Genomic DNA, 19206 nt, shown 5'->3' on the forward strand with positions numbered 1-19206 from the left:
ATCACCACGTATGAGACGCCTGGGTCTCACCACCGTTCTCGGTCTGTTCCTCGCGTTCTTCGGCCTGGCCCCCAGCGCGAGCGCGGCCGACCCCGCGCCGGCCGGCCTCACGTTCGCCACCGACGCCGCCACCACGACGCCCGGCGGCACGGTGCAGCTGTCCATGACGCTGACCAACAACAAGACGTACGACGTCCTGTTCGTCTACCAGACGATCGAGCCCACCTGGCTCACCACCCAGCGCCCGGACCTGAAGTACAGCTTCACCGGCTGCACCCTCGCCACGGCCGCGGGCAGCACCCCGTGCGCCGGGACCGGCCCGAGCAACCTCGGCACGAATTACGGGGCCACCATCCCGCCCGGGCAGAGCCGGACCGTCACGCTGACCCTCCAGGTCGCCGCCGACTCGGGCTGCAACGGCAACATCGGCTTCTACTCGTACTACTACGCCGAGTTCAGCGACACGACCAACACCAGCGGCGGCCCGGTCTTCACGCCGGAGACCCGGGTGCTCTGCGCCTGACACCGCTCGGCCCGCCGGTCAACCCGTCGACGCCCCGCGCAGGTTCCACACCTGCGCGGGGCAACACGAACTCGGCTCAGGCGAGTTCCACCAACAGATCGCCGCCCTCGACCTGCTGGATGGGGTTGATGGCCAGGCGAGCGACGCGGCCGGACTTCGCGGCGGTGATCGAGGCCTCCATCTTCATCGCCTCGATGGTGGCCACCGTGGCGCCGGCCTCCACCTCCTCGCCCTCGGACACCGTCAGGGTGACCACACCGGCGAAGGGCGCCGCGACATGGCCGGGGTTGGCCCGGTCGGCCTTCTCCGTCACCGGGACGTCCGAGGCGGCCGCCCGGTCGCGGACCTGGATCGGACGCAACTGGCCGTTCAGGGACGACATGACGGTGCGCATGCCGCGCTCGTCCGCGTCACCGACGGCCTGGAGCTCGATCAGCAGCCGCACCCCGCGCTCCAGGTCGACGGCGTACTCCTTGCCCGGGCGCAGCCCGTAGAAGAAGTCCTTGCTGTCGAGCACGCTGGTGTCGCCGTAGGTGTCACGGTGGGTGTCGAACTCGCGTGTCGGCGCCGGGAACAGCAGCCGGTTCAGCGTCTCGCGCCGGTCCTTCGCCAGCCCCTCGCGGTCGTCGGCGGTCAGTTCCTGCATCGGCTTGGCCTCGGCGCGGCCCTTCAGCGCCTTGCTGCGGAACGGCTCGGGCCAGCCGCCGGGCGGGGTGCCCAGCTCGCCGCGCAGGAAGCCGATGACGGAGTCGGGGATGTCGAAGCGGTCCGGATCCGACTCGAAGTCCGCCGGGGAGACCCCTGCGCCCACCAGGTGCAGCGCCAGGTCGCCGACCACCTTGGAGGAGGGAGTGACCTTCACCAGACGGCCGAGCATCCGGTCGGCTGCGCCGTACATCGCCTCGATGTCCTCGAAGCGGTCGCCCAGGCCCAGCGCGACCGCCTGGGTGCGCAGGTTGGAGAGCTGTCCGCCGGGGATCTCGTGGTGGTAGACGCGGCCGGTCGGCGAGGCCAGGCCCGCCTCGAAGGGGGCGTAGACCTTGCGGACGCTCTCCCAGTACGGCTCCAGGTCGCCGACGGCCTGGAGGTCGAGGCCGGTGGGCCGTTCGGAGTGGTCGGTCGCGGCGACGATCGCGGAGAGCGACGGCTGCGAGGTCGTACCGGCCATGGACGCCACGGCCCCGTCCACCGCGTCCGCGCCGGCCTGGATGGCGGCGAGGTAGGTGGCGAGCTGGCCGCCCGCGGTGTCGTGGGTGTGGATGTGGACCGGCAGGTCGAACTCCCGGCGCAGGGCCGACACCAGCTTCGCGGCGGCCGGTGCGCGCAGCAGACCAGCCATGTCCTTGACGGCCAGGACGTGGGCGCCGGCGTCGACGATCCGCTCGGCCAGCCGCAGGTAGTAGTCCAGGGTGTACAGCTTCTCCGACGGGTCGGACAGGTCGGAGGTGTAGCACAGGGCCACCTCGGCGACGGCCGTGCCCGTCTCCCGTACGGCCTCGATGGCGGGCCGCATCTGGTCGACGTCGTTGAGGGCGTCGAAGATGCGGAAGATGTCGATGCCGGTTGCGGCCGCCTCCTGCACGAAGGCGTCGGTCACCTCGGTGGGATACGGCGTGTAGCCCACGGTGTTGCGGCCGCGCAGCAGCATCTGGAGGCAGATGTTGGGCGCGGCCTCCCGCAGGGCGGCGAGGCGCTCCCACGGGTCCTCGGCGAGGAAGCGCAGGGCCACGTCGTAGGTCGCGCCGCCCCAGCACTCCAGGGACAGCAGCTGGGGCAGGGTGCGGGCCACCACGGGGGCGACGGCGAGCATGTCCTTGGTGCGTACCCGGGTGGCCAGCAGGGACTGGTGGGCGTCGCGGAACGTGGTGTCGGTGACGCCGATGGTGGGCGAGGCGCGCAGCCAGCTCGCGAAGCCCTCCGGGCCGAGCTCGGCGAGCCGCTGCCGGGACCCGGCCGGCGGCTCACCGGCCGGGAGCGCGGGCACCTTGGTCAACGGGTCGATCAGGTCGGGCCGTTCGCCGTGCGGCTTGTTGACGGTGACGTCGGCGAGGTAGGTGAGCAGCTTGGTGCCGCGGTCGGCGGAGTGGCGGGCGGTGAGCAGGTGCGGGCGCTGCTCGATGAACGACGTGGTGACCCGGCCGGCCTGGAAGTCGGCGTCGTCCAACACGGCTTGCAGGAAGGGGATGTTGGTGGCCACGCCGCGGATGCGGAACTCGGCGACGGCGCGCCGGGCACGTCCGACCGCGGTGGTGAAGTCCCGGCCCCGGCAGGTGAGCTTCACCAGCATGGAGTCGAAGTGCGCGCTGATCTCCGTACCGGCGTGGGTGGTGCCGCCGTCGAGACGGATGCCCGAGCCGCCCGGCGAGCGGTAGGCGCTGATCCGGCCGGTGTCCGGGCGGAAGCCGTTGGCGGGGTCCTCGGTGGTGATCCGGCACTGGAGCGCGGCACCGCGCAGGGTGATCTTCTCCTGTGCGAGGCCGAGGTCGGCGAGGGTCTCGCCGGCGGCGATGCGCAGCTGCGACTGGACCAGGTCGACGTCGGTGACCTCCTCCGTCACCGTGTGCTCGACCTGGATGCGCGGGTTCATCTCGATGAAGACGTGGTTGCCCTCGCGGTCGAGGAGGAACTCCACGGTGCCGGCGTTGCGGTAGCCGATCTGCTGGGCGAAGCGCACGGCGTCGGCGCAGATGCGGTCGCGCAGGCCGGGGTCGAGGTTCGGGGCGGGGGCGAGTTCGATCACCTTCTGGTGGCGGCGCTGCACGGAACAGTCGCGCTCGAAGAGGTGGATGACGTTGCCCTGGCCGTCGGCGAGGATCTGCACCTCGATGTGGCGGGGCTCGACGACGGCCTTCTCCAGGAAGACCGTGGGGTCGCCGAACGCGGACGCCGCCTCGCGCGATGCCGCCTCGATGGACTCGCGCAGCTGGGCGGGGTCCTCGACGCGGCGCATGCCGCGTCCGCCGCCGCCCGCGACCGCCTTGACGAAGACGGGGAAGCCGATCTCCCCGGCGGCGGCGACGAGCTCGTCCACGTCGTTGGACGGCTGCGAGGAACCCAGCACCGGCACACCGGCCGCGCGGGCCGCGGCCACCGCGCGCGCCTTGTTGCCGGTCAGCTCCAGGATGTCCGCGCTCGGTCCGACGAACGTGATGCCCGCCTCTTCGCACGCCCGGGCCAGATCGGGGTTCTCGGACAGGAAGCCGTACCCCGGGTAGACGGCGTCGGCTCCCGCGCGGCGGGCCGCGCGGACGATCTCCTCCACGGAGAGGTAGGCCCGCACCGGGTGCCCCGGCTCACCGATCTCGTAGGCCTCGTCGGCTTTCAGCCGGTGCAGGGAGTTGCGGTCCTCGTGCGGGAAGACGGCGACGGTGCGCGCCCCCAGCTCGTAGCCTGCGCGGAACGCACGAATCGCGATCTCGCCGCGGTTGGCTACCAGCACCTTGCGGAACATCCTTGATCCCTTCAGCCTGCCGGTGACGGATCACCCAATGGTGTCGGCGGTGCCTCGCTCACGCCATGTGAGCCGGGCCACTTGCGGCCTACGCTGTCCTTGAGCCTCCCGTGGTCAAGGGTGGTGAAGCGAGGTGCCCTGATGACCAGCGCGAGTCACCGCGGTGCACGTGCCCCCGATGCGATCGGCGAAACGCCTGATCGGAGCACGTACGCCATCGGGCATGCCGGGGTGTTCCAGGATCTGCTTCCGCTCGCGCTCTGGGTGGCCGATGCCGATGGGGGCCTGGTGCAGTGGTCGCTCGCCGCACAGGACCTCCTCGGTCACACACCGGAGCAGATGGTGGGCCAGGACGCCGACCGCATGCTCGTGCCCGAGGAGAACCGGGAGCTGGCCGACCGGCTGACCCGGATGGTGCGGGCGGGTGCGGCGGTGGTCGCACGGCTGCCGGTCCGGCATCGCGACGGGGGCCTGGTCGAGATGGAGATGTGGCTCTGTCCGATCGCGGACGCGCGGGGGCGTACGGGGGTGCTGGCCATCGCGGCGGAGACCTCCGCCGTGGAGCGGATGCGGGACGCGCTGGCCGCGCTGGAGGGCCTGTTCACCCAGTCACCGATCGGCCTGGCCATGCTCGGCCCCGACCTGCGTTTCCTCCGGGTCAACGAGGCGCTGTCCCAGATCGACGGCGTGCCCGTGGCCGAGCACGTCGGGAAACGCGTGACCGAGATCGCCCCCGGCGCCGGCGCGCTGGAGTCGGTGATGCGGCAGGTCCTGGACCGGGGTGAGTCGGTGGTCGACTTCCGTTACACCTCCGGCGTCTCGGACCCGCGACGGACCCGGACCTGGTCCTGCTCCTACGCCCCCTTGCTCGGCGGAACCGGACAGCGGGTGGGTGTGATCGCTTCGCTCATCGACGTCACGGAGGGGCAGCGGGCCCATCTGGAGGCGGAGCGGGCCCGGCAGCGTCTCGCGCTGCTGGCGGAGGCGGGCACCCAGATGGGCTCCACGCTGGATCTCACACAGACGGCGCAGGAAGTGGTCCGCGTCCTGGTGCCCCGGCTGGCCGACTCGGCCGACGTGCAGCTGCTGGAGGAGGCGATGGCCCCGGACGAGACCGCCGCGTCGGCGCACGGGGTGGTCCGCCGCGTCGCGGCGACCTTCACGGATCCGGCAGCGCCGGCCGACCTCCTCGCGGTCGGCATGACCCTGCAGATCCCGCCCGGCTCGATGTACGAACGGCTCATCGGTGCCGGGCGCCCGATGAACCTCTACCTGAGAGACATCGGCCCGCTGGTCACCACCCCCGCCACCGGTCGGCTGCACGAGTACCTGCGGGCCCGCGTCGGGTCGGCGCGCCTGATCCCGCTGGTCGCGCGGGGCACCGTGCTCGGCGCGGTCACGGTCACCCGGACCCGCGATCGGGAGCCGTTCGACGACCAGGACACACTACTGATCGACGAGCTCGTCGCCCGGGCGGCGCTGAACATCGACAACGCGCGTATGTACAGCCGCGAGCGCGACGCCGCGCTCACCCTCCAGCGCAGCCTGATGAACCCCGCCCTGCCGACGGTCAGCGGACTGGAGCTCACCGGGCGCTATCTTCCGGCCGGCGATCACGAGGTCGGCGGCGACTGGTTCGACGCCGTCGCCCTGTCGGGCGGCCGGACCGCCCTGGTGATCGGGGATGTGATGGGGCACGGAATCCACGCGGCGGCGGTGATGGGCCAGCTGCGCACCGCCGTACGGACCCTGGCACGCCGGGACACGCCGCCGGACCAGCTGCTGCGTGCCCTGGACGCCGCGGTGGCGGACCTGGGCGACAACGAGATGGCCACCTGCCTGTACGCCGTTCACGATCCGGCCACCGGCCACTGCGTGATCGCGAGGGCCGGCCATCCGCCGCCCGTGATCGCCGACGCCCGGGGAGAGGTCGCCTTCCTGGACGGTGCCGCGGGGCCGCCGCTGGGCGTGGGCCGGCAGGACGGCGAGGTCCAGCGCGTGATCCTCGCGCCGGGCAGCCTCCTGGTGACCTACACCGACGGTCTGATCGAGACCCGGGGCACCGATCTCGACCAGGGCATGCGCCGTCTGGCGCAGGCGCTGCGGCACCCGGGCCGTCCGCTGGACCAGATCTGCGACGGCCTCCTCGCCCATGTCATGCCCGAGGTGGCGGACGACGACGTGGCGGTGCTCCTCGCCCGGACCCTGCCCCGGTGAAACTGGCGAAGCGCGCTGTGCCCACCCGACCGATACTGGGAGGGAGTCACCGCGAAGGCAGGCATGCGGGACGCGGGAGCGCCCCAGGGCGCCGCACGACGAGCCCCGCGCACGGCGCGAGATGGGTGGGCGATGCACGACACATCCCCTACGTCGCTCAGCGAGAGCCCGGAGGATCCGTTCTCGATCCTGCGCTCCGCGTCGGCCGTGCTGGACGGCCGCGGCCGGATCGTCGCATGGAGCGAACAGGCCACCGCACTGCTCGGGCACCGCGCCGAGGAGGTGCTGGGCCGGCCCGTGCGTGAGGTCCTGGTCGACAGCGAGGACGTGGACAGGATCGCCGAGGCGACCGCCACGTGTCTGCGGGAGGGCGGATGGTTCGGGCTGCTGCCGGTCCGGCACGGCGCGGGCCACCGCGTGTACGTGGGGTTCCGGGCCCGGCGGGTGCAGCGGCTGGACTCCACCGTCGAGTGGCTCCTCGTCGGCTCGCTCGCCGAGGACATCGCCCAGTGGGAGATCGACCGGGCCGTGCTCGACGGCCTGTTCCGGCGGTCCCCGGTCGGTGTCGTGGTGCTCGGCCCGGACCTGCGCATCCTGCGGGTGAACCAGGCCGTCGCGCGGTTCGGCGGACTGCCTCCCGAGGCGTACCGCGGGCGGCGTGCCCCCGAGTTCCTGTTCGGTCCCGACGCGGCTCTGGCGGAGGCGAAGCTCCGGTCGGTTCTTGAGACGGGCCGCCCCGTGATCTTCGCCGAGCAGCAGAGCCGGCTGCTGCACGACCCCCACCGGGAGCTGGCCATCTCCATCTCCGCGTTCCGTATGCAGGACCCGTCCGGCAGGGTGCTGGGCGTCACCGAGATCGTCGAGGACGTCACCGACCGCCATCGCGCCCGTCGCCGCCTCGCGCTGCTCAACGAGGTGGGCGCACGGATCGGCAGCACCCTGGACGTGGCCAGGACGGCGCGCGAACTGGCCGAGGCGGCGGTTCCCGCACTCGCCGACGCGCTCTCGGTGGACCTGCTGGAACCCGTGCCGCGCGGGGAGGAGCCGGCCCCCGACGCCAGGGGCCCGTTGCGCAGGATGGCGCTGCGCAGCGTCCTGCCCGACGCGCTGGAGGTGATGCATCCCGAGGGCCATCTGTTCTTCTTCCCCGACGAGACCGCGCCGGCCCGCTGTCTGGCCGAGCGGCGTCCGGTCCTCGACCCCCTTCTGGAGGACACCCACGGATGGTTCGTCGCCGAACCGCAACGGGCCGCGGCGGCGCGCGCCATAGGCGTCCACTCCCTGATGGTGGTGCCGCTGGCCGCGCGCGGTCTGGTCCTCGGCCTGGTCTGTCTGTGGCGTTCGCAGCGGCAGGAGCCGTTCGAGGAGGACGACCTCACGCTGGCGGAGGAGTTCGCCGCGAGGGCCGCGGTCTGCATCGACAACGCCCGGCGCTACACCCAGCAGCACAACGCCGCTGAGGCCCTGCAGCGCAGCCTGTTGCCGAGCGAGGTGCCCGAGCACCCGGCGGTGGAGACGGCGCACCGCTATCTGCCCGCGCATGCCTCCACCGGCGTCGGCGGCGACTGGTTCGACGTGATCCCGCTGTCGGGCCTGCGGGTCGCCCTGGTCGTCGGCGACGTGGTCGGCCACGGCATGCACGCATCGGCGACCATGGGCCGGCTGCGCGCCGCCGTACGCACCCTGGCCCATCTCGACCTGGCCCCGGACGAGGTCCTCGCCCGGCTCGACGACCTGGTGGACCAGCTGGCCACCGAGCAACGGCAGACCGACGCGAACACTCCCCAGATCGTGGGCGCCACCTGCCTGTACGCCATCTACGACCCGGTCTCCCGGCACTGCGCCATGGCACGCGCGGGCCATCCGCCGCCGACCGTGCTGGGCCCGGACGGCCAGGTCCGCCTCATCGACCTCCCGGCCGGACCGCCGCTCGGCGTGGGCGGGCTGCCGTTCGAGACGGCTGAGCTGGAACTGGCCGAGGGCAGCCTGATCGCCCTGTACAGCGACGGCCTCCTCGTGGCCGGCCACGGCGACATCGACGAGGGCCTGGCCCTGCTGCGCTCCACTCTGACCGGCCCCTTCCACTCGCTGGAGGACACCTGCAAGGCGGTGGAGGACGCGCTGATGCCGGACCGTCCCGCCGACGACGTCACGCTGCTGCTGGGCCGGACCCAGGTGCTGGCGGCACAGAACGTGGCCACCTGGCAGCTGCCGGCCGAACCGACCGCGGCCGGCCGGGCCCGCACGCTGGTCCGGGACCGGCTGGCCGAGTGGGGGCTGGAGGAGCTGTCCTTCACCACCGAACTGATCGTGAGCGAACTGGTCACGAACGCCTACCGGTACGCGGGCGGCCCGGTCCTGCTCCGTCTGATCCGCGACGGCCAACTCATCTGCGAGGTCGCCGACACCAGCAGCACCTCCCCGCACCTGCGCCAGGCCCGCGGCACCGACGAGGGCGGCCGCGGCCTGTTCCTGGTGGCCCAGCTCTCCGAACGCTGGGGCACCCGCTACGGCCGCAACCGGAAGACCATCTGGGCCGAGCAGTCACTGTCGGCTCAGGAGGAGCCGGGTATCTGATCCCTCGGGCCCCCATCTGGCTGAGATTGCCAGGCCCCATCGCAAAAGAAAAGAAAAACAAATTCTAGATACACCCAACTGGCCAGAATGAGATCTGCCCGAAAGACCCCGGAGGAGCACCCTGACCCTTGCCGGTCGACAGGAGCGTGCTCGATCGCCGAGTACGGCGAGCAACTCCCGGTCTACCGGCCGCCGTTGAACCTCACGACGGACGTGAAGGAGGAGGGCGGCCGCTCGGTCACCGTCCGCTATCTCACCCCGCACTCGAAGGTCATCTGGCTGGGCGTGGCCGACGCCGAGGCGATCGGGGTGGCCGACAACGACTGGGTCGAGGCGCGGAACGTCAACGGCGTCGTCGTGGCGCGCGCGGTCGTCTCGCACCGGATGCCGCAGGGCACGGTGTTCATGTACCACGTGCAGGAACGCCTGGTGAACGTCCCCAGGTCCGAGGCCACCAGCCGGCGCGGCGGTGTGCACAACGCCCTCACCCGGCTCCTGATCAAGCCGACCCATCTCATCGGCGGCTACGCCCAGTTGTCGTTCGCCCCCAACTACGTGGACCAACCGGTCGGGCACCGAGTACGTGTGGTTCAACAACGTCGAGACCCGCCCCGGCCAGGGCTATCCCCGCACCTACGAGGACCAGGACCGGTGGCGCGGCGGCTGGCAGCTCAGGCGCGGGCGGCTGGTGCCGCGCGGCGGCGGCCGGGCGCGTCGCCTGGCCCGGCTGTTCGCCAACCCCGACCTGCCCTCGCTCGACGACTACTACGAGCCGTGGACGTACGACTACGAGAACCTGATCGGCGCGCCGCTCGGCGACGACGTCCCCACGGCACCGCCGCGCTCCCTGGTGGACGGCCGGCCCACCCAGGTGACCTGGGGCCCCAACTGGGACGACGACCTGGGCGGCGGGCCCGGACACCTCGCGGGTGACCCGGTGTTGCGGCGGATGAGCGAGCGGGTGCGGCTGGAGTACGAGCAGGCGTTCATGTTCTACCTGCCGCGTATCTGCGAGCACTGCCTCAACCCGTCGTGCGTGGCGGTGTGTCCGTCCGGGGCGCTGTACAAGCGGATCGAGGACGGCATCGTCCTGGTCGACCAGGACCGCTGCCGCGGCTGGCGGATGTGCGTGAGCGGATGCCCGTACAAGAAGGTGTACTTCAACCACGCGTCCGGCAAGGCCGAGAAGTGCACGCTGTGCTATCCGCGGATCGAGGCCGGACAGCCCACGGTCTGCTCCGAGACCTGCGTGGGCCGGCTGCGCTATCTCGGTGTCGTCCTCTACGACGCCGACCAGGTGGGTGAGGCCGCCGCGACGGAAGACGAACAGGACCTGTACGAGGCACAGTTGGGCTGCTTCCTCGACCCCGAGGACCCCGGCGGTGCGGCGGGCCGCCGAGGACTTCGGCATCCCGCACGACTGGATCACCGCGGCCCGGCGCTCTCCCGTGCACGCGCTGATCAGCCGTTACAAGGTGGCCCTGCCGCTGCACCCGGAGTACCGGACGATGCCCATGGTCTGGTACGTGCCGCCGCTGTCGCCGGTCGTGGAGTCCCTGACGGCCTCCGGGCACGACGGGGAGGACCCCGCGAAGCTGTTCGCGGCGATCGACTCCCTGCGCATTCCGCTGGAGTACCTCGCCGGGCTGTTCACGGCGGGGGACGTGGCCCCGGTGGAGGCGGCGCTGTGCCGGCTGGCGGCGATGCGCTCGTCCACGCCTTCAACGCGCCGTTCGGCTATGACCCGGCCCTACGTCGTCTACCGCTCGCGCGGCGCCGCGCCGCCCGGGGTGTCCGGGGGCGCGGCGCGTGGTCGGTACCGGTAGTCGGTGCAGGCGGGAGCCCGGGTCACCGGGTTGCCGTGCGGTCCCCCTCGGGGGTGTTCGCGAGCCAGCAGACGCCGCCCGCAGGCCTCCAGTCGACCTGGTCGAGCGCGGCCACGATCCGGGCCAGGACGGTGTCGGTGTCACCGGTCCAGGGCTCGAAGCCGGTGTCGCCGAGCTCGCCGACGTCCATCAGGCCGTCCTTCACGAGGTCGCCGAGCAGCCGTACCGCCAGGGAGCGGAAGTCGGTGCCCGACCGCTCGCTCTCCTCGCGCGCGAGTCCGACCAGCCGGTCGACCGGCACCCAGTCGTCGAGCCCCTCCACGAGGAGCTCACGGACGATAGCCTCACTGTCCATCGGGCAGATGCACCTTCATTCCCTTGCCGGTGACGGGGAAGATGTCGATCGTCTCGCCGCCGGACCGGGACGACGTGCGCCACTGGATGACGGTGCCGTCCGCAAGCTTGTAGACCTCCGGGATCTTCGGCCCGCGGGCCGGCAGCCGCTCGGCGCCCGCGGTCCACTTCTCGAAGGCCCGGCGCATGTCCGCGATGCTGGACATCTCCCTGACGTGTGACTGCTTCCCCTTCGGAAGGCGGTCGAACTCGGACTTCCATACGCCGCACCCGTTCGCGTTGTGCACCAGGACGGGCGTGCCGCCGGCCAGCACGAAGAAGGTGTGGAGGTCGCCGACCGTGAGGTTGTGGACGGTCCGGTCCTGGGCCGTCCAAGCCTTGACGGCGCTGACCTGGACGCGCGTGCCCGCACTGGTGCGCAGCCAGGCACCCGGCTCCAGCTGCCCGGCCGTGGCCCACGCCCCCAGGTCGTCGATCCAGAACGGGTGTCCCTCGGTCGCGGTGACGGTGGCGGTGCCGTCGTCGGTGCGTACGGTGACGTCGACGAGGCTCTTCTGTCCCTGGCCGGTGATCAGGGCGGTGACGGGCTCGGCGCTGGTGCCACCGGACGCCGGATCGCCCGCCAGGACCCGGTCGCCGACCCGTACCTGCTCGATGGGCAGCGTCGAGCCGTCCGCCATCAGCACCGCGGTGCCGGTGGGGAAGCTGTTGCAGCTGACGGCCTGTTCGCCCTTGCGGGACTTCCTGACGTCGTCGGCGCTCAGCAGCCGGTCGCCGGCCCGCAGCCAGTGCAGGACCGACAGGCCGCCGAGGACCCGCTCCTTGGTGCCGAGCTTCTGCCCGGTCACCACGTCCTTGCCGACGATCGCCTCGACGACGCCCTTGCCGTCGCCTACACCCGGCAGCAGGTCCAGCAGCAGTGACATCCGGCGCTGCTGCGCGGCGTCGTCGAGCAGCGAGGAGCCGCTGCCCCACGTCTCCCCGATGCCGGAGAAGTCGAAGTCGAGACCCGACATGTCGCGGAGCTTCTCCGCGCCCTTCTTGATGCCGGGTACGTGCTTGTTGGCCTCCTTGACGCCCTTGTTGGCCTGGGCGATGCCGTCGTTCATCTCCTTCATGCCCTTGTTGGCCTTGGAGATGCCCTTGTTGGCCTGGGCCAGCCCCTTGTTGACCTCGGCGACGCCCGCGTTCATCTCCCGCAGACCGCGGTCCATCTCCGCGAAGCCCTCGTTCATCTGGTCGAACGCGGCGTTGAGCTCGGCGAGGTCCTTCTCGAAGTCGAAGATCGGCTTCGCGTCGGGGTACTTCGGGGGCGTGTAGTCCGGGAAGTAGTCGCCGAGTGCGACGGTCAGGATGGTGAGCGCGAGCAGCGAGTCGTTCTGGTCGCCGAGCAGGTCGTCCGCCCGGGCCAGGTTGGTCCCCAGCTTGTCGAGGTGGGGCCTGGCACTCTTGAACGTTTTCACTGCCTGCTCCAGCAGCTTCACCTGCTGGGCGGGATCAGGGGTGGAGTCGGGATCCACCAACTCCAGCGGCTTGAGGTCGTGCAGTGCCTTGAGGTTCTTGTCGAGCTCCTTGAAGCTCGCGCCGTGGTCCCTCATGGCGTCCTGCGAGATGAACAGGAAGACGCCGACCCCGGCCCCGAGTTTGACGGCCTTCCCGGCGAACTCCTTCAGACACCGGGGCCGCTGGAGCAACGGCAGACGGTCGCAGTTCGCGTACTGCGACACCTTCCGCACGACTTCCGCGAGCCGCTCCACCCTGCTCTGCTCCGTGGCCGTGGCCGTGGCTGTGGCCGTGGCTGTGGCCGTCGCCGTGACGGCGGCGGAGCGGTCGGCCGATCCCACACCCGTGGTGAAGAGGATGGCCAGTGCGACGACGAACGTCGCCATTCTTGCTGTGAACTTGTCGTACATGCATTCCTTGACCGGCCCGTGTCGGTGTCGGTGTCCTCCGACGGGTCCGGCCTTCGTTCCCCGTGACAGATCGACTGTCTTGTTACTGGCGCGTAGCCATTGGTCGGATGCACCTTAACTCATCCCATGTCAAGTAATTGCGGATTCATACAAGTGCGCCCCAAACAGGCGTTGCATAAGCGCTCCTTTAAGACCCTAAAAGGAGCGATACGGGGCCAGATCAAGTCGTCCATGGACGGCGAACGGAGCCACGGGGCTGCTGACCACCACCACGCGCTCCCCGGAGCAGAGTCTTTTCAGCCCGAGCCCTGCCGAGCGGTGGCCCACGCATCTTGTGAGGCCCTGTCGTCAGGCGCACGATCGGGCTCGCTCCCAGGCAAGTCCGCTCCCGGAGCAGTCCACTTGAGGAGGCCCCCGTGACGACCGACCGCATCAGCCTCAGCCCCGAGGCCGCCCGGCAGCTCGCGACGACCACGAAGACGACCCCGCAGATGCGCGGAATCACCCCGCGCTACCTGCTGCGTGCCCTGCCGTGGGTCGATGTCGCATCCGGCGTGTACCGCGTCAACCGGCGCCGCACCTACGTCCTGGGCGACGACCGCATCAGCAGCCACAGCGACGGCGGAAGTCCCCGCGTCGTGCAGGGCGAGTTACGCGAGATCCCGTATCTGCGCGAGTCCGATGACGCGCTGCTGGGCCAACTGGCCGACGCCTTCACCGAGATGAGCTTCGAGGCCGGGCAGGTGCTCGTCCAGGAGGGCGACCTCGCCGAGCACCTGTGGGTGATCGTCCGGGGCCGCGCCGAGAAGCGCGCAGCCGGGCGGTACGGCGACGAGGCGCTGATCCAGGTCGTCGGCGACGGCCAGTATTTCGACCTGGCGGCGTGGACCCGGGACGAGCCCATGCCGTACGCGGTCAAGGCCGTCACTCCCGGTGTCGCCCTGCGCGTCGAGCGTTCCGCGCTGGCCCGGCTCATGGAGCGCGACGAGGCGCTGCGCGGCTCGGTGCGGTCCTACACCGCGGGCGGCATGCCCGCACCCGGCACCGAGGCACCCATCGACCTGAGCGGCGGTCATGTGGGCGAGGTCGACCTGCCGAGCACCTACGTCGACTACGAGGACGCGCCGCGCGAGTACCACATGACGCTGGCCCAGACCCGGATGATGGTGCACTCCCGGGTCGCCGACCTCTACAACGGGCCGATGGACCAGACACGGACCCAGGCCAACCTGACCGTCCAGGCCCTGCGCGAGCGCCAGGAGAACCTGATGCTCAACCACCCCGACTCCGGTCTGCTCCACAACGTCCCGGCAGGCCAGCGCGTGCAGCCCCGGACCGGCGCCCCCACCCCGGACGACCTGGACGAGTTGCTCGCGAGGGTGTGGAAGCAGCCCGCCTACTTCATCGCGCACCCGCGGGCCATCGCCGCGTTCGGCCGGGAGTGTACGCGGCGCGGGGTGCCCCCGGTGACGGACAGCCGGTTCGGCAGCCCGCTGCTGACCTGGCGGGGCGTGCCGCTCCTGCCCTCCGACAAGGTGCCGTGCCCGAACGGCTCGGGCGAGGCCGCCGGTACGACGAAGATCCTGCTGATCCGGACCGGTGAGGCCGAGCAGGGGGTCGTGGGACTGCGGCCGGCCGCCGTGCCGGACGAGATCGAACCCGGTCTGTCCATGCGGAACATGGGCATGGACCGGAAGGGCATCACGTCCTACCTGATGACGGCCTACTTCAACACCGCCGTGCTGGTGGACGACGCCATCGCCGTACTCCAGAACGTCGAGGTGGCCAAGTACCATGACTACGCCTGACGTCGCGCGGCCCGTGCCGGGCATCGACCCCCCGGACGTACCCCGGACGCCGCCCGTCCCCGGTCTCACCCCGCCCGCACCACCGCCGGCCGCGCGCTCCACGGACACCGCCGCCGCGCTTCCCCGCCAACCGGGCGGCTTCACCGCCGAGTTCGTCCGCCACGACTTCCCGATCCTGCACCGGACCGTCAACGGACACCCCCTCGTCTGGCTCGACAACGCGGCCACCACCCAGAAGCCCCGCCAGGTCATCGAGGCGCTGACCGCGTACTACGGCGCGGCCAACTCCAACATCCACCGCGGGGCGCACACCATGGCCCGCGAGGCCACCGAGGCGTACGAGGCCGGGCGGGCGGCGGTCGCCGACTTCCTCGGCGCGCCGGGCCCGGACAGCATCGTCTTCGTGCGCGGCACCACGGAGGCCGTCAACCTCGTCGCACAGAGCTGGGGCCGGGCCGACCTCGGGCCCGGGGACGACATCCTCGTCCCCGTCCTCGAACACCACTCGGACATCGTCCCGTGGCAGATGCTCGCCAAGGAGACCCGGGCCCGGCTCGTGCCGGTCCCGCTCACACCCGACGGAGAGATCGACCAGCACGCATACGCCGGTCTGCTCTCCTCCCGCACCCGACTCGTCGCCATCAGCCACGCGTCGAACGTCCTCGGCACCGTCCCACCCGTCAAGGAGATGACGGCGCTCGCCCACCGCTACGGCGCCAAGGTCCTGGTGGACGGCGCCCAGGCCGTCGCCCACTTCCCCGTGGACGTACAGGACTTGGACGCCGACTTCTACGCGTTCTCCGGCCACAAACTGTTCGCGCCGACCGGCATCGGCGCCCTGTACGTGAGGCCGGACCTCGTCTCCGGTCTGGCGCCTTGGCAGGGCGGCGGCAACATGATCGAGTCCGTGGACTTCGGGCACACCACCTTCGCGCCCGCCCCGCACCGGTTGGAGGCCGGCACCGGTCACATCTCCGGAGTCATCGGCCTGCTCGCCGCCGTGAACTGGCTGACGTCCCTGGACCGGGAGTCCGTGGCCGCCTACGAGGAAGGCCTCATGACGTACGCGCTCCAGGCCCTCGCCACGGTCCCCGGCCTCGACCTGATCGGCTCGGCCCCCGACCGCATCGCCGTCCTCACCTTCACCCTCGCGGGACACGACCCCACCACCGTCGCCGACTGGCTCGACCACGACGGCATCGCCATCCGCGCCGGCCACCACTGCGCCCAGCCGGCCCTCGCCCACTACGGACTGACCTCGGCGGCCCGCGCCTCCCTGGCCCTCTACAACACCTCCGCCGAAGTCGACCAACTGGTCGCGTCCTTGCGCAGACTGCAGCAGAGCACCTGACGACGGGAGGACCTGTCCTAACGGGGTCCGCACGGCCGACGGCGGCCGGGCGGACCCCGCTCCCCGCGTTGGGCCTGGCACCGGGCAACCCGTGCGGCGAGCACCCCGCCCCCGCTGCCGACGTCGCCCCCCCCGGGCGTCACGCCCCCATCGACGTCACCCCGTGGGGTGCCAGTTGGCCGAGGAGGTCGGCTCGGTGGGTGGCCGCTGTGGTTTGGGTCGGGAAGTCGGCGGTTGCCATGCCGAGGCGGTCGACGAGTTTTTCGATGGCGGAGTTCTCGGCGGCGGAGCGGTCCGGCAGCAGGGGTAGTTCGTAGTCGCGCTGCCAGGTGCGCTGGATGGCGCGGTCGTTCTTCCAGCGGACCTCGCGCAGGGTCTCCAGCTGGAGCCGGCGGGCGGTGGCGCTGTCCATGCCCGTGTGCGACCAGTGCTCGGCGTCGCCGTCCGCGTCGTGGACCTTCAGGTCGAAGCGCTCGGCGTCCTGCCACACCGGCATCGTCTCGTCGTTGAGCATGAAGACGTAGAGGGCGAACGGGCCGGAGTACTCGTTGACCAGGAAGGACTTCGTGTCCTCGAAGAGGTCGGGGCTCTCGCCGGGGTAGCCGACGATGAAGGACACGAAGTAGTGGAGGGAACTGCGGGAGAGCAGTTCGAACGCGGTGCGGTTGGCGTGCGCCTTCACCTTCTTGTTCATGTACGTCAGCGTGGTGTCGTTCATCGACTCGAAGCCGAGGGCCAGCGCCCGGCAGTGGGCCTCCTCCAGTGCGTCGACGACCGCCTGGTCGCGGAGGGAGTTGGCGCGTGTGTACGCCTCCCAGGCGACGCCGGTGTTCCTCAGCAGGGGTAACAGGGCCCGCAGGCGGGTGGGCGGCACGGTGAAGGTGGAGTCCAGTGCCTTGATGTACTGCGCCCCGTGCTCGTCGCGGTAGCGGGCGAAGTCGCCGGCGATCTTCTCCGCCGACTTGTAGCGCCACTTCGGGGACGCGGCGGGGAACGAGCAGTACTTGCAGGTGAAGGGGCAGCCGCGCATCGACTCGTACGGGATGACGGGGAATCTTCCCGACGGGGCGGGCGAAGGCAGCGCTTCCAGGTCGGCGTAGTGGATGCCGGTCAGGCGGATCCGGCCGGTGTCCGCGTCGCGCCAGACCAGGTTGGGTATGCCGGCCACCGGCTCGCCCCGGCGCAGGGCGTCGAGGAGGGGTGTCAGGGCCGGCTCGGCGTCGCCGCGGACGACGTACCGGACGAAGGGGTGGGCGTCGAGGATCTGCTGGAACTTCAGGTTGCTGTACTGGCCGCCGAGGACGAGGATCGCCGTCGGGAACCGTTCCTCGATCCACGCGACGGCCTTGGCCATCGTGGCCCGGTCCCAGATGAACGTCGTCGACAGCAGGACGACGTCGTAGGAACCGGACGACGGGTCGGCGGGGGAACCGTTCCAGATGCCCTCGGCCGGGAAGTGGTCGTGGTCGACGCCCGCGGCCTCCAGGATGGCGCGGACGGTGAACGTCGTGAGATGCGGCGCGGTCGCCGTCTCGTCGTCCTTCTCGACGTGCTGGAGCCGGACCGAGGAGACCGCGCGGATCCCGCTGGCGCCCGTGCGCGGCCGCAACAGGGGCAGACGCACGCCGTTCACGTCGGCGTGGAGTGAGGTGAGGTCGGAGATCTCCCTGGCACGGTCGGGGAATCGGCCGGGGTCCGTCATGGCCTCGAAGGTGGAGCCTGCCAGGAGGGAGTGGTTGGGGTACTCGGGTCCGAGTCCTGAGATCAGGAGTACGTTCATGCGGCTTTCCTCGATGCGGTCGCGTGGGAAAGAGCAGGAGAGGAGAGGTGAACGGGCGCCCGTACTACCTTGCGCTCAGGGGGAGTTGGACTGAAGCGAGGGGTGGCAAAACAACGGCAACCGTCTCCCCAAGATATTTAACGCTCATCAAAAAGGAGGGGACCGGACGTTCGATTCCGGGGCCGCGGGTTTCTGAACGCGGCGGGCGGGGACTCGGCTGTCATCACTCATGTGGGCGAGAGCAGTCGCACGAACCGAACCATGGGTACCGGATCAGAAGGAAGATGAAACGCCATGACTACGCAGGTCAGGAAGGCGAGCGCGAACACCGTACGTCGGCCCGAGACGGGGTGGGCGAGGGCCCGCCGGCTGCGCGGACGCGAGATCCGGACCTGGGTACGGGCCATGGCGGCGGACGGGGACGGCGGTCAGCCGAGGGGCGCGACGCAGGACAACATCGTCAGGGGCGACGACTGAACGGCCGTCACCAGCACGGACGGCACAAGGCGCACGTGCCTCAACGGCGCCCGAGCACACGGAACTCGTTGCCGTCGGGGTCGGCCAGCAGCACCGCGCCGTCCCCTCCGTGAGCGGAGTCGAGGCGCTTGGCCCCGAGCGAGACGAGGCGCTCGACCTCCGCCTGCTGGTCGTCGTCCGGCACGAGGTCGAAGTGCAGGTCCTTGCCGGGATCCGGCATCAGCGGCGGACCGCCCCACGTGATCTTCGTACCGGCGTTCGGGGACTGGATCGCGGTCTCCTCGTCCTGGTCCCAGACCAGCGGCCAGCCCAGCGCCTCGCTCCAGAAGTACCCGACGGCCTGGGAGCCGTCGCAGGCGAGCGCTCCGATGAAGCCGCAGCCGGAGAGGAAGTTGTTCCCCGACTCGATGACGCAGAACTCGTTGCCCTCGGGGTCGGCGAGCACCACATGGGAGGCGTCCGGTCCCTGGCCGACGTCTGCGTGCCGCGCGCCGAGGCCGAGCGCCCTGGCCACGGTCTCCCGCTGGTCCTCCGCGGAGGAGCTGGTCAGGTCGAAGTGCAGCCGGTTCTGGGCGACTTTCCGCGCCGGGGAGGTGCGGAAGCCGAGGCGGTAGCCGGCGTCGTTCCCGGACAGCAGGGTGGCGCCGTCGTCGGACTTCTCGGCCTGCTCCAGGCCCAGGACACCTGACCAGAACCGCGCCAGGCGCTCGGGGTGGTGCGCGTCGAAGGAGATTGCGAAGAGTCGGCTGCTCATTGCGCCACGCGTCCTCGGTCGTCGAGTGCCGGCCATCGGCAGGGCGCCGGGTCAGCGCCTCGAACGAGAATCCTATGAGTGGGTCGCCCTCGATCGCAGCCGAGTATTTCCGCGGCCGGGCCATGCTGCACGCCAGCGCGCGCGTCGGCGTCGCCGTGGAGGTGCCACAGAGCGG

At 71.0% G+C, this 19206-nt stretch carries 11 protein-coding genes and 2 pseudogenes; 8 read left to right on the plus strand and 5 right to left on the minus strand.

What is annotated here, in order from left to right; genetic code table 11:
* Window positions 1-10: 10 nt before the first annotated feature.
* Window positions 11-523 carry a COG1361 family protein gene (locus AQJ67_RS07235; RefSeq protein ID WP_244190377.1) on the plus strand — a complete coding sequence of 171 codons (513 nt, stop codon included), beginning with the start codon at window positions 11-13 and terminating at the stop codon, window positions 521-523.
* Between the two features lie 76 nt (window positions 524-599).
* Here AQJ67_RS07235 and AQJ67_RS07240 read toward each other — a convergent pair whose 3' ends face one another.
* Entirely contained in the window at window positions 600-3974 is a 3375-nt protein-coding gene (locus AQJ67_RS07240) for a pyruvate carboxylase (protein WP_062717208.1), read from the minus strand.
* 141 nt (window positions 3975-4115) lie between these two features.
* Here AQJ67_RS07240 and AQJ67_RS07245 point away from each other — a divergent pair, with 141 nt between their 5' ends.
* The 4 genes and pseudogenes from AQJ67_RS07245 to narH all read left to right on the plus strand — a co-directional run.
* Window positions 4116-6191: a SpoIIE family protein phosphatase gene (locus tag AQJ67_RS07245; RefSeq protein WP_167366191.1), complete on the plus strand. Its 2076-nt coding sequence runs from the start codon at window positions 4116-4118 to the stop codon at window positions 6189-6191.
* Between the two features lie 132 nt (window positions 6192-6323).
* A complete protein-coding gene (locus AQJ67_RS07250; RefSeq protein WP_062717209.1) occupies window positions 6324-8768 on the plus strand; it encodes a SpoIIE family protein phosphatase in 2445 nt (814 codons plus the stop codon).
* Between the two features lie 153 nt (window positions 8769-8921).
* Window positions 8922-9371: pseudogene (locus AQJ67_RS44835) on the plus strand (molybdopterin dinucleotide binding domain-containing protein); the annotation flags it as partial.
* A pseudogene (gene narH, locus AQJ67_RS07260) lies at window positions 9280-10480 on the plus strand (nitrate reductase subunit beta); the annotation flags it as partial. The pseudogenes AQJ67_RS44835 and narH, both read left to right, overlap by 92 nt.
* A gap of 136 nt (window positions 10481-10616) precedes the next feature.
* Here narH and AQJ67_RS07265 read toward each other — a convergent pair.
* Both AQJ67_RS07265 and AQJ67_RS07270 read right to left on the minus strand, forming a co-directional pair.
* The gene (locus AQJ67_RS07265; RefSeq protein ID WP_062717211.1) at window positions 10617-10949 is read right to left on the minus strand and encodes a hypothetical protein; all 333 of its coding nucleotides are present in this window, start codon (window positions 10947-10949) and stop codon (window positions 10617-10619) included.
* The gene (locus AQJ67_RS07270; protein ID WP_107122803.1) at window positions 10939-12861 is read right to left on the minus strand and encodes a polymorphic toxin-type HINT domain-containing protein; all 1923 of its coding nucleotides are present in this window, start codon (window positions 12859-12861) and stop codon (window positions 10939-10941) included. Before AQJ67_RS07270 ends, AQJ67_RS07265 begins: the two co-directional genes overlap by 11 nt.
* A gap of 416 nt (window positions 12862-13277) precedes the next feature.
* Here AQJ67_RS07270 and AQJ67_RS07275 point away from each other — a divergent pair, with 416 nt between their 5' ends.
* Both AQJ67_RS07275 and AQJ67_RS07280 read left to right on the plus strand, forming a co-directional pair.
* Window positions 13278-14669, plus strand: coding sequence for a family 2B encapsulin nanocompartment shell protein (locus tag AQJ67_RS07275; protein WP_062717213.1), 1392 nt, complete (start codon window positions 13278-13280; stop codon window positions 14667-14669).
* The gene (locus AQJ67_RS07280) at window positions 14656-16020 is read left to right on the plus strand and encodes a cysteine desulfurase (protein WP_062717214.1); all 1365 of its coding nucleotides are present in this window, start codon (window positions 14656-14658) and stop codon (window positions 16018-16020) included. Before AQJ67_RS07275 ends, AQJ67_RS07280 begins: the two co-directional genes overlap by 14 nt.
* A gap of 139 nt (window positions 16021-16159) precedes the next feature.
* Here AQJ67_RS07280 and AQJ67_RS07285 read toward each other — a convergent pair whose 3' ends face one another.
* Window positions 16160-17800 (minus strand): B12-binding domain-containing radical SAM protein, encoded by a 1641-nt coding sequence (locus AQJ67_RS07285; RefSeq protein WP_062717215.1) that lies wholly within the window; start codon window positions 17798-17800, stop codon window positions 16160-16162.
* A gap of 294 nt (window positions 17801-18094) precedes the next feature.
* Between AQJ67_RS07285 and AQJ67_RS07290 the strand changes: the two genes are divergently transcribed.
* A complete protein-coding gene (locus tag AQJ67_RS07290; RefSeq protein ID WP_062717216.1) occupies window positions 18095-18277 on the plus strand; it encodes a hypothetical protein in 183 nt (60 codons plus the stop codon).
* A gap of 40 nt (window positions 18278-18317) precedes the next feature.
* Here AQJ67_RS07290 and AQJ67_RS07295 read toward each other — a convergent pair whose 3' ends face one another.
* Entirely contained in the window at window positions 18318-19031 is a 714-nt protein-coding gene (locus AQJ67_RS07295) for a VOC family protein (RefSeq protein WP_062717217.1), read from the minus strand.
* Window positions 19032-19206 lie beyond the last annotated feature (175 nt).

The sequence above is a fragment of the Streptomyces caeruleatus genome (assembly GCF_001514235.1).
Lineage (GTDB): Bacteria > Actinomycetota > Actinomycetes > Streptomycetales > Streptomycetaceae > Streptomyces > Streptomyces caeruleatus.

Excerpts from the sequence above, each read along its gene's own strand:
- AQJ67_RS07280 (WP_062717214.1), top strand. The coding sequence starts at position 14,656 with ATGACTACGCCTGACGTCGCGCGGCCCGTGCCGGGCATCGACCCCCCG.
- AQJ67_RS07245 (WP_167366191.1), top strand. The coding sequence starts at position 4,116 with ATGACCAGCGCGAGTCACCGCGGTGCACGTGCCCCCGATGCGATCGGC.
- AQJ67_RS07265 (WP_062717211.1), bottom strand. The coding sequence starts at position 10,949 with ATGGACAGTGAGGCTATCGTCCGTGAGCTCCTCGTGGAGGGGCTCGAC.
- AQJ67_RS07250 (WP_062717209.1), top strand. The coding sequence starts at position 6,324 with ATGCACGACACATCCCCTACGTCGCTCAGCGAGAGCCCGGAGGATCCG.
- AQJ67_RS07285 (WP_062717215.1), bottom strand. The coding sequence starts at position 17,800 with ATGAACGTACTCCTGATCTCAGGACTCGGACCCGAGTACCCCAACCAC.
- AQJ67_RS07270 (WP_107122803.1), bottom strand. The coding sequence starts at position 12,861 with ATGTACGACAAGTTCACAGCAAGAATGGCGACGTTCGTCGTCGCACTG.
- AQJ67_RS07235 (WP_244190377.1), top strand. The coding sequence starts at position 11 with ATGAGACGCCTGGGTCTCACCACCGTTCTCGGTCTGTTCCTCGCGTTC.
- AQJ67_RS07240 (WP_062717208.1), bottom strand. The coding sequence starts at position 3,974 with ATGTTCCGCAAGGTGCTGGTAGCCAACCGCGGCGAGATCGCGATTCGT.
- AQJ67_RS07295 (WP_062717217.1), bottom strand. The coding sequence starts at position 19,031 with ATGAGCAGCCGACTCTTCGCAATCTCCTTCGACGCGCACCACCCCGAG.
- AQJ67_RS07290 (WP_062717216.1), top strand. The coding sequence starts at position 18,095 with ATGACTACGCAGGTCAGGAAGGCGAGCGCGAACACCGTACGTCGGCCC.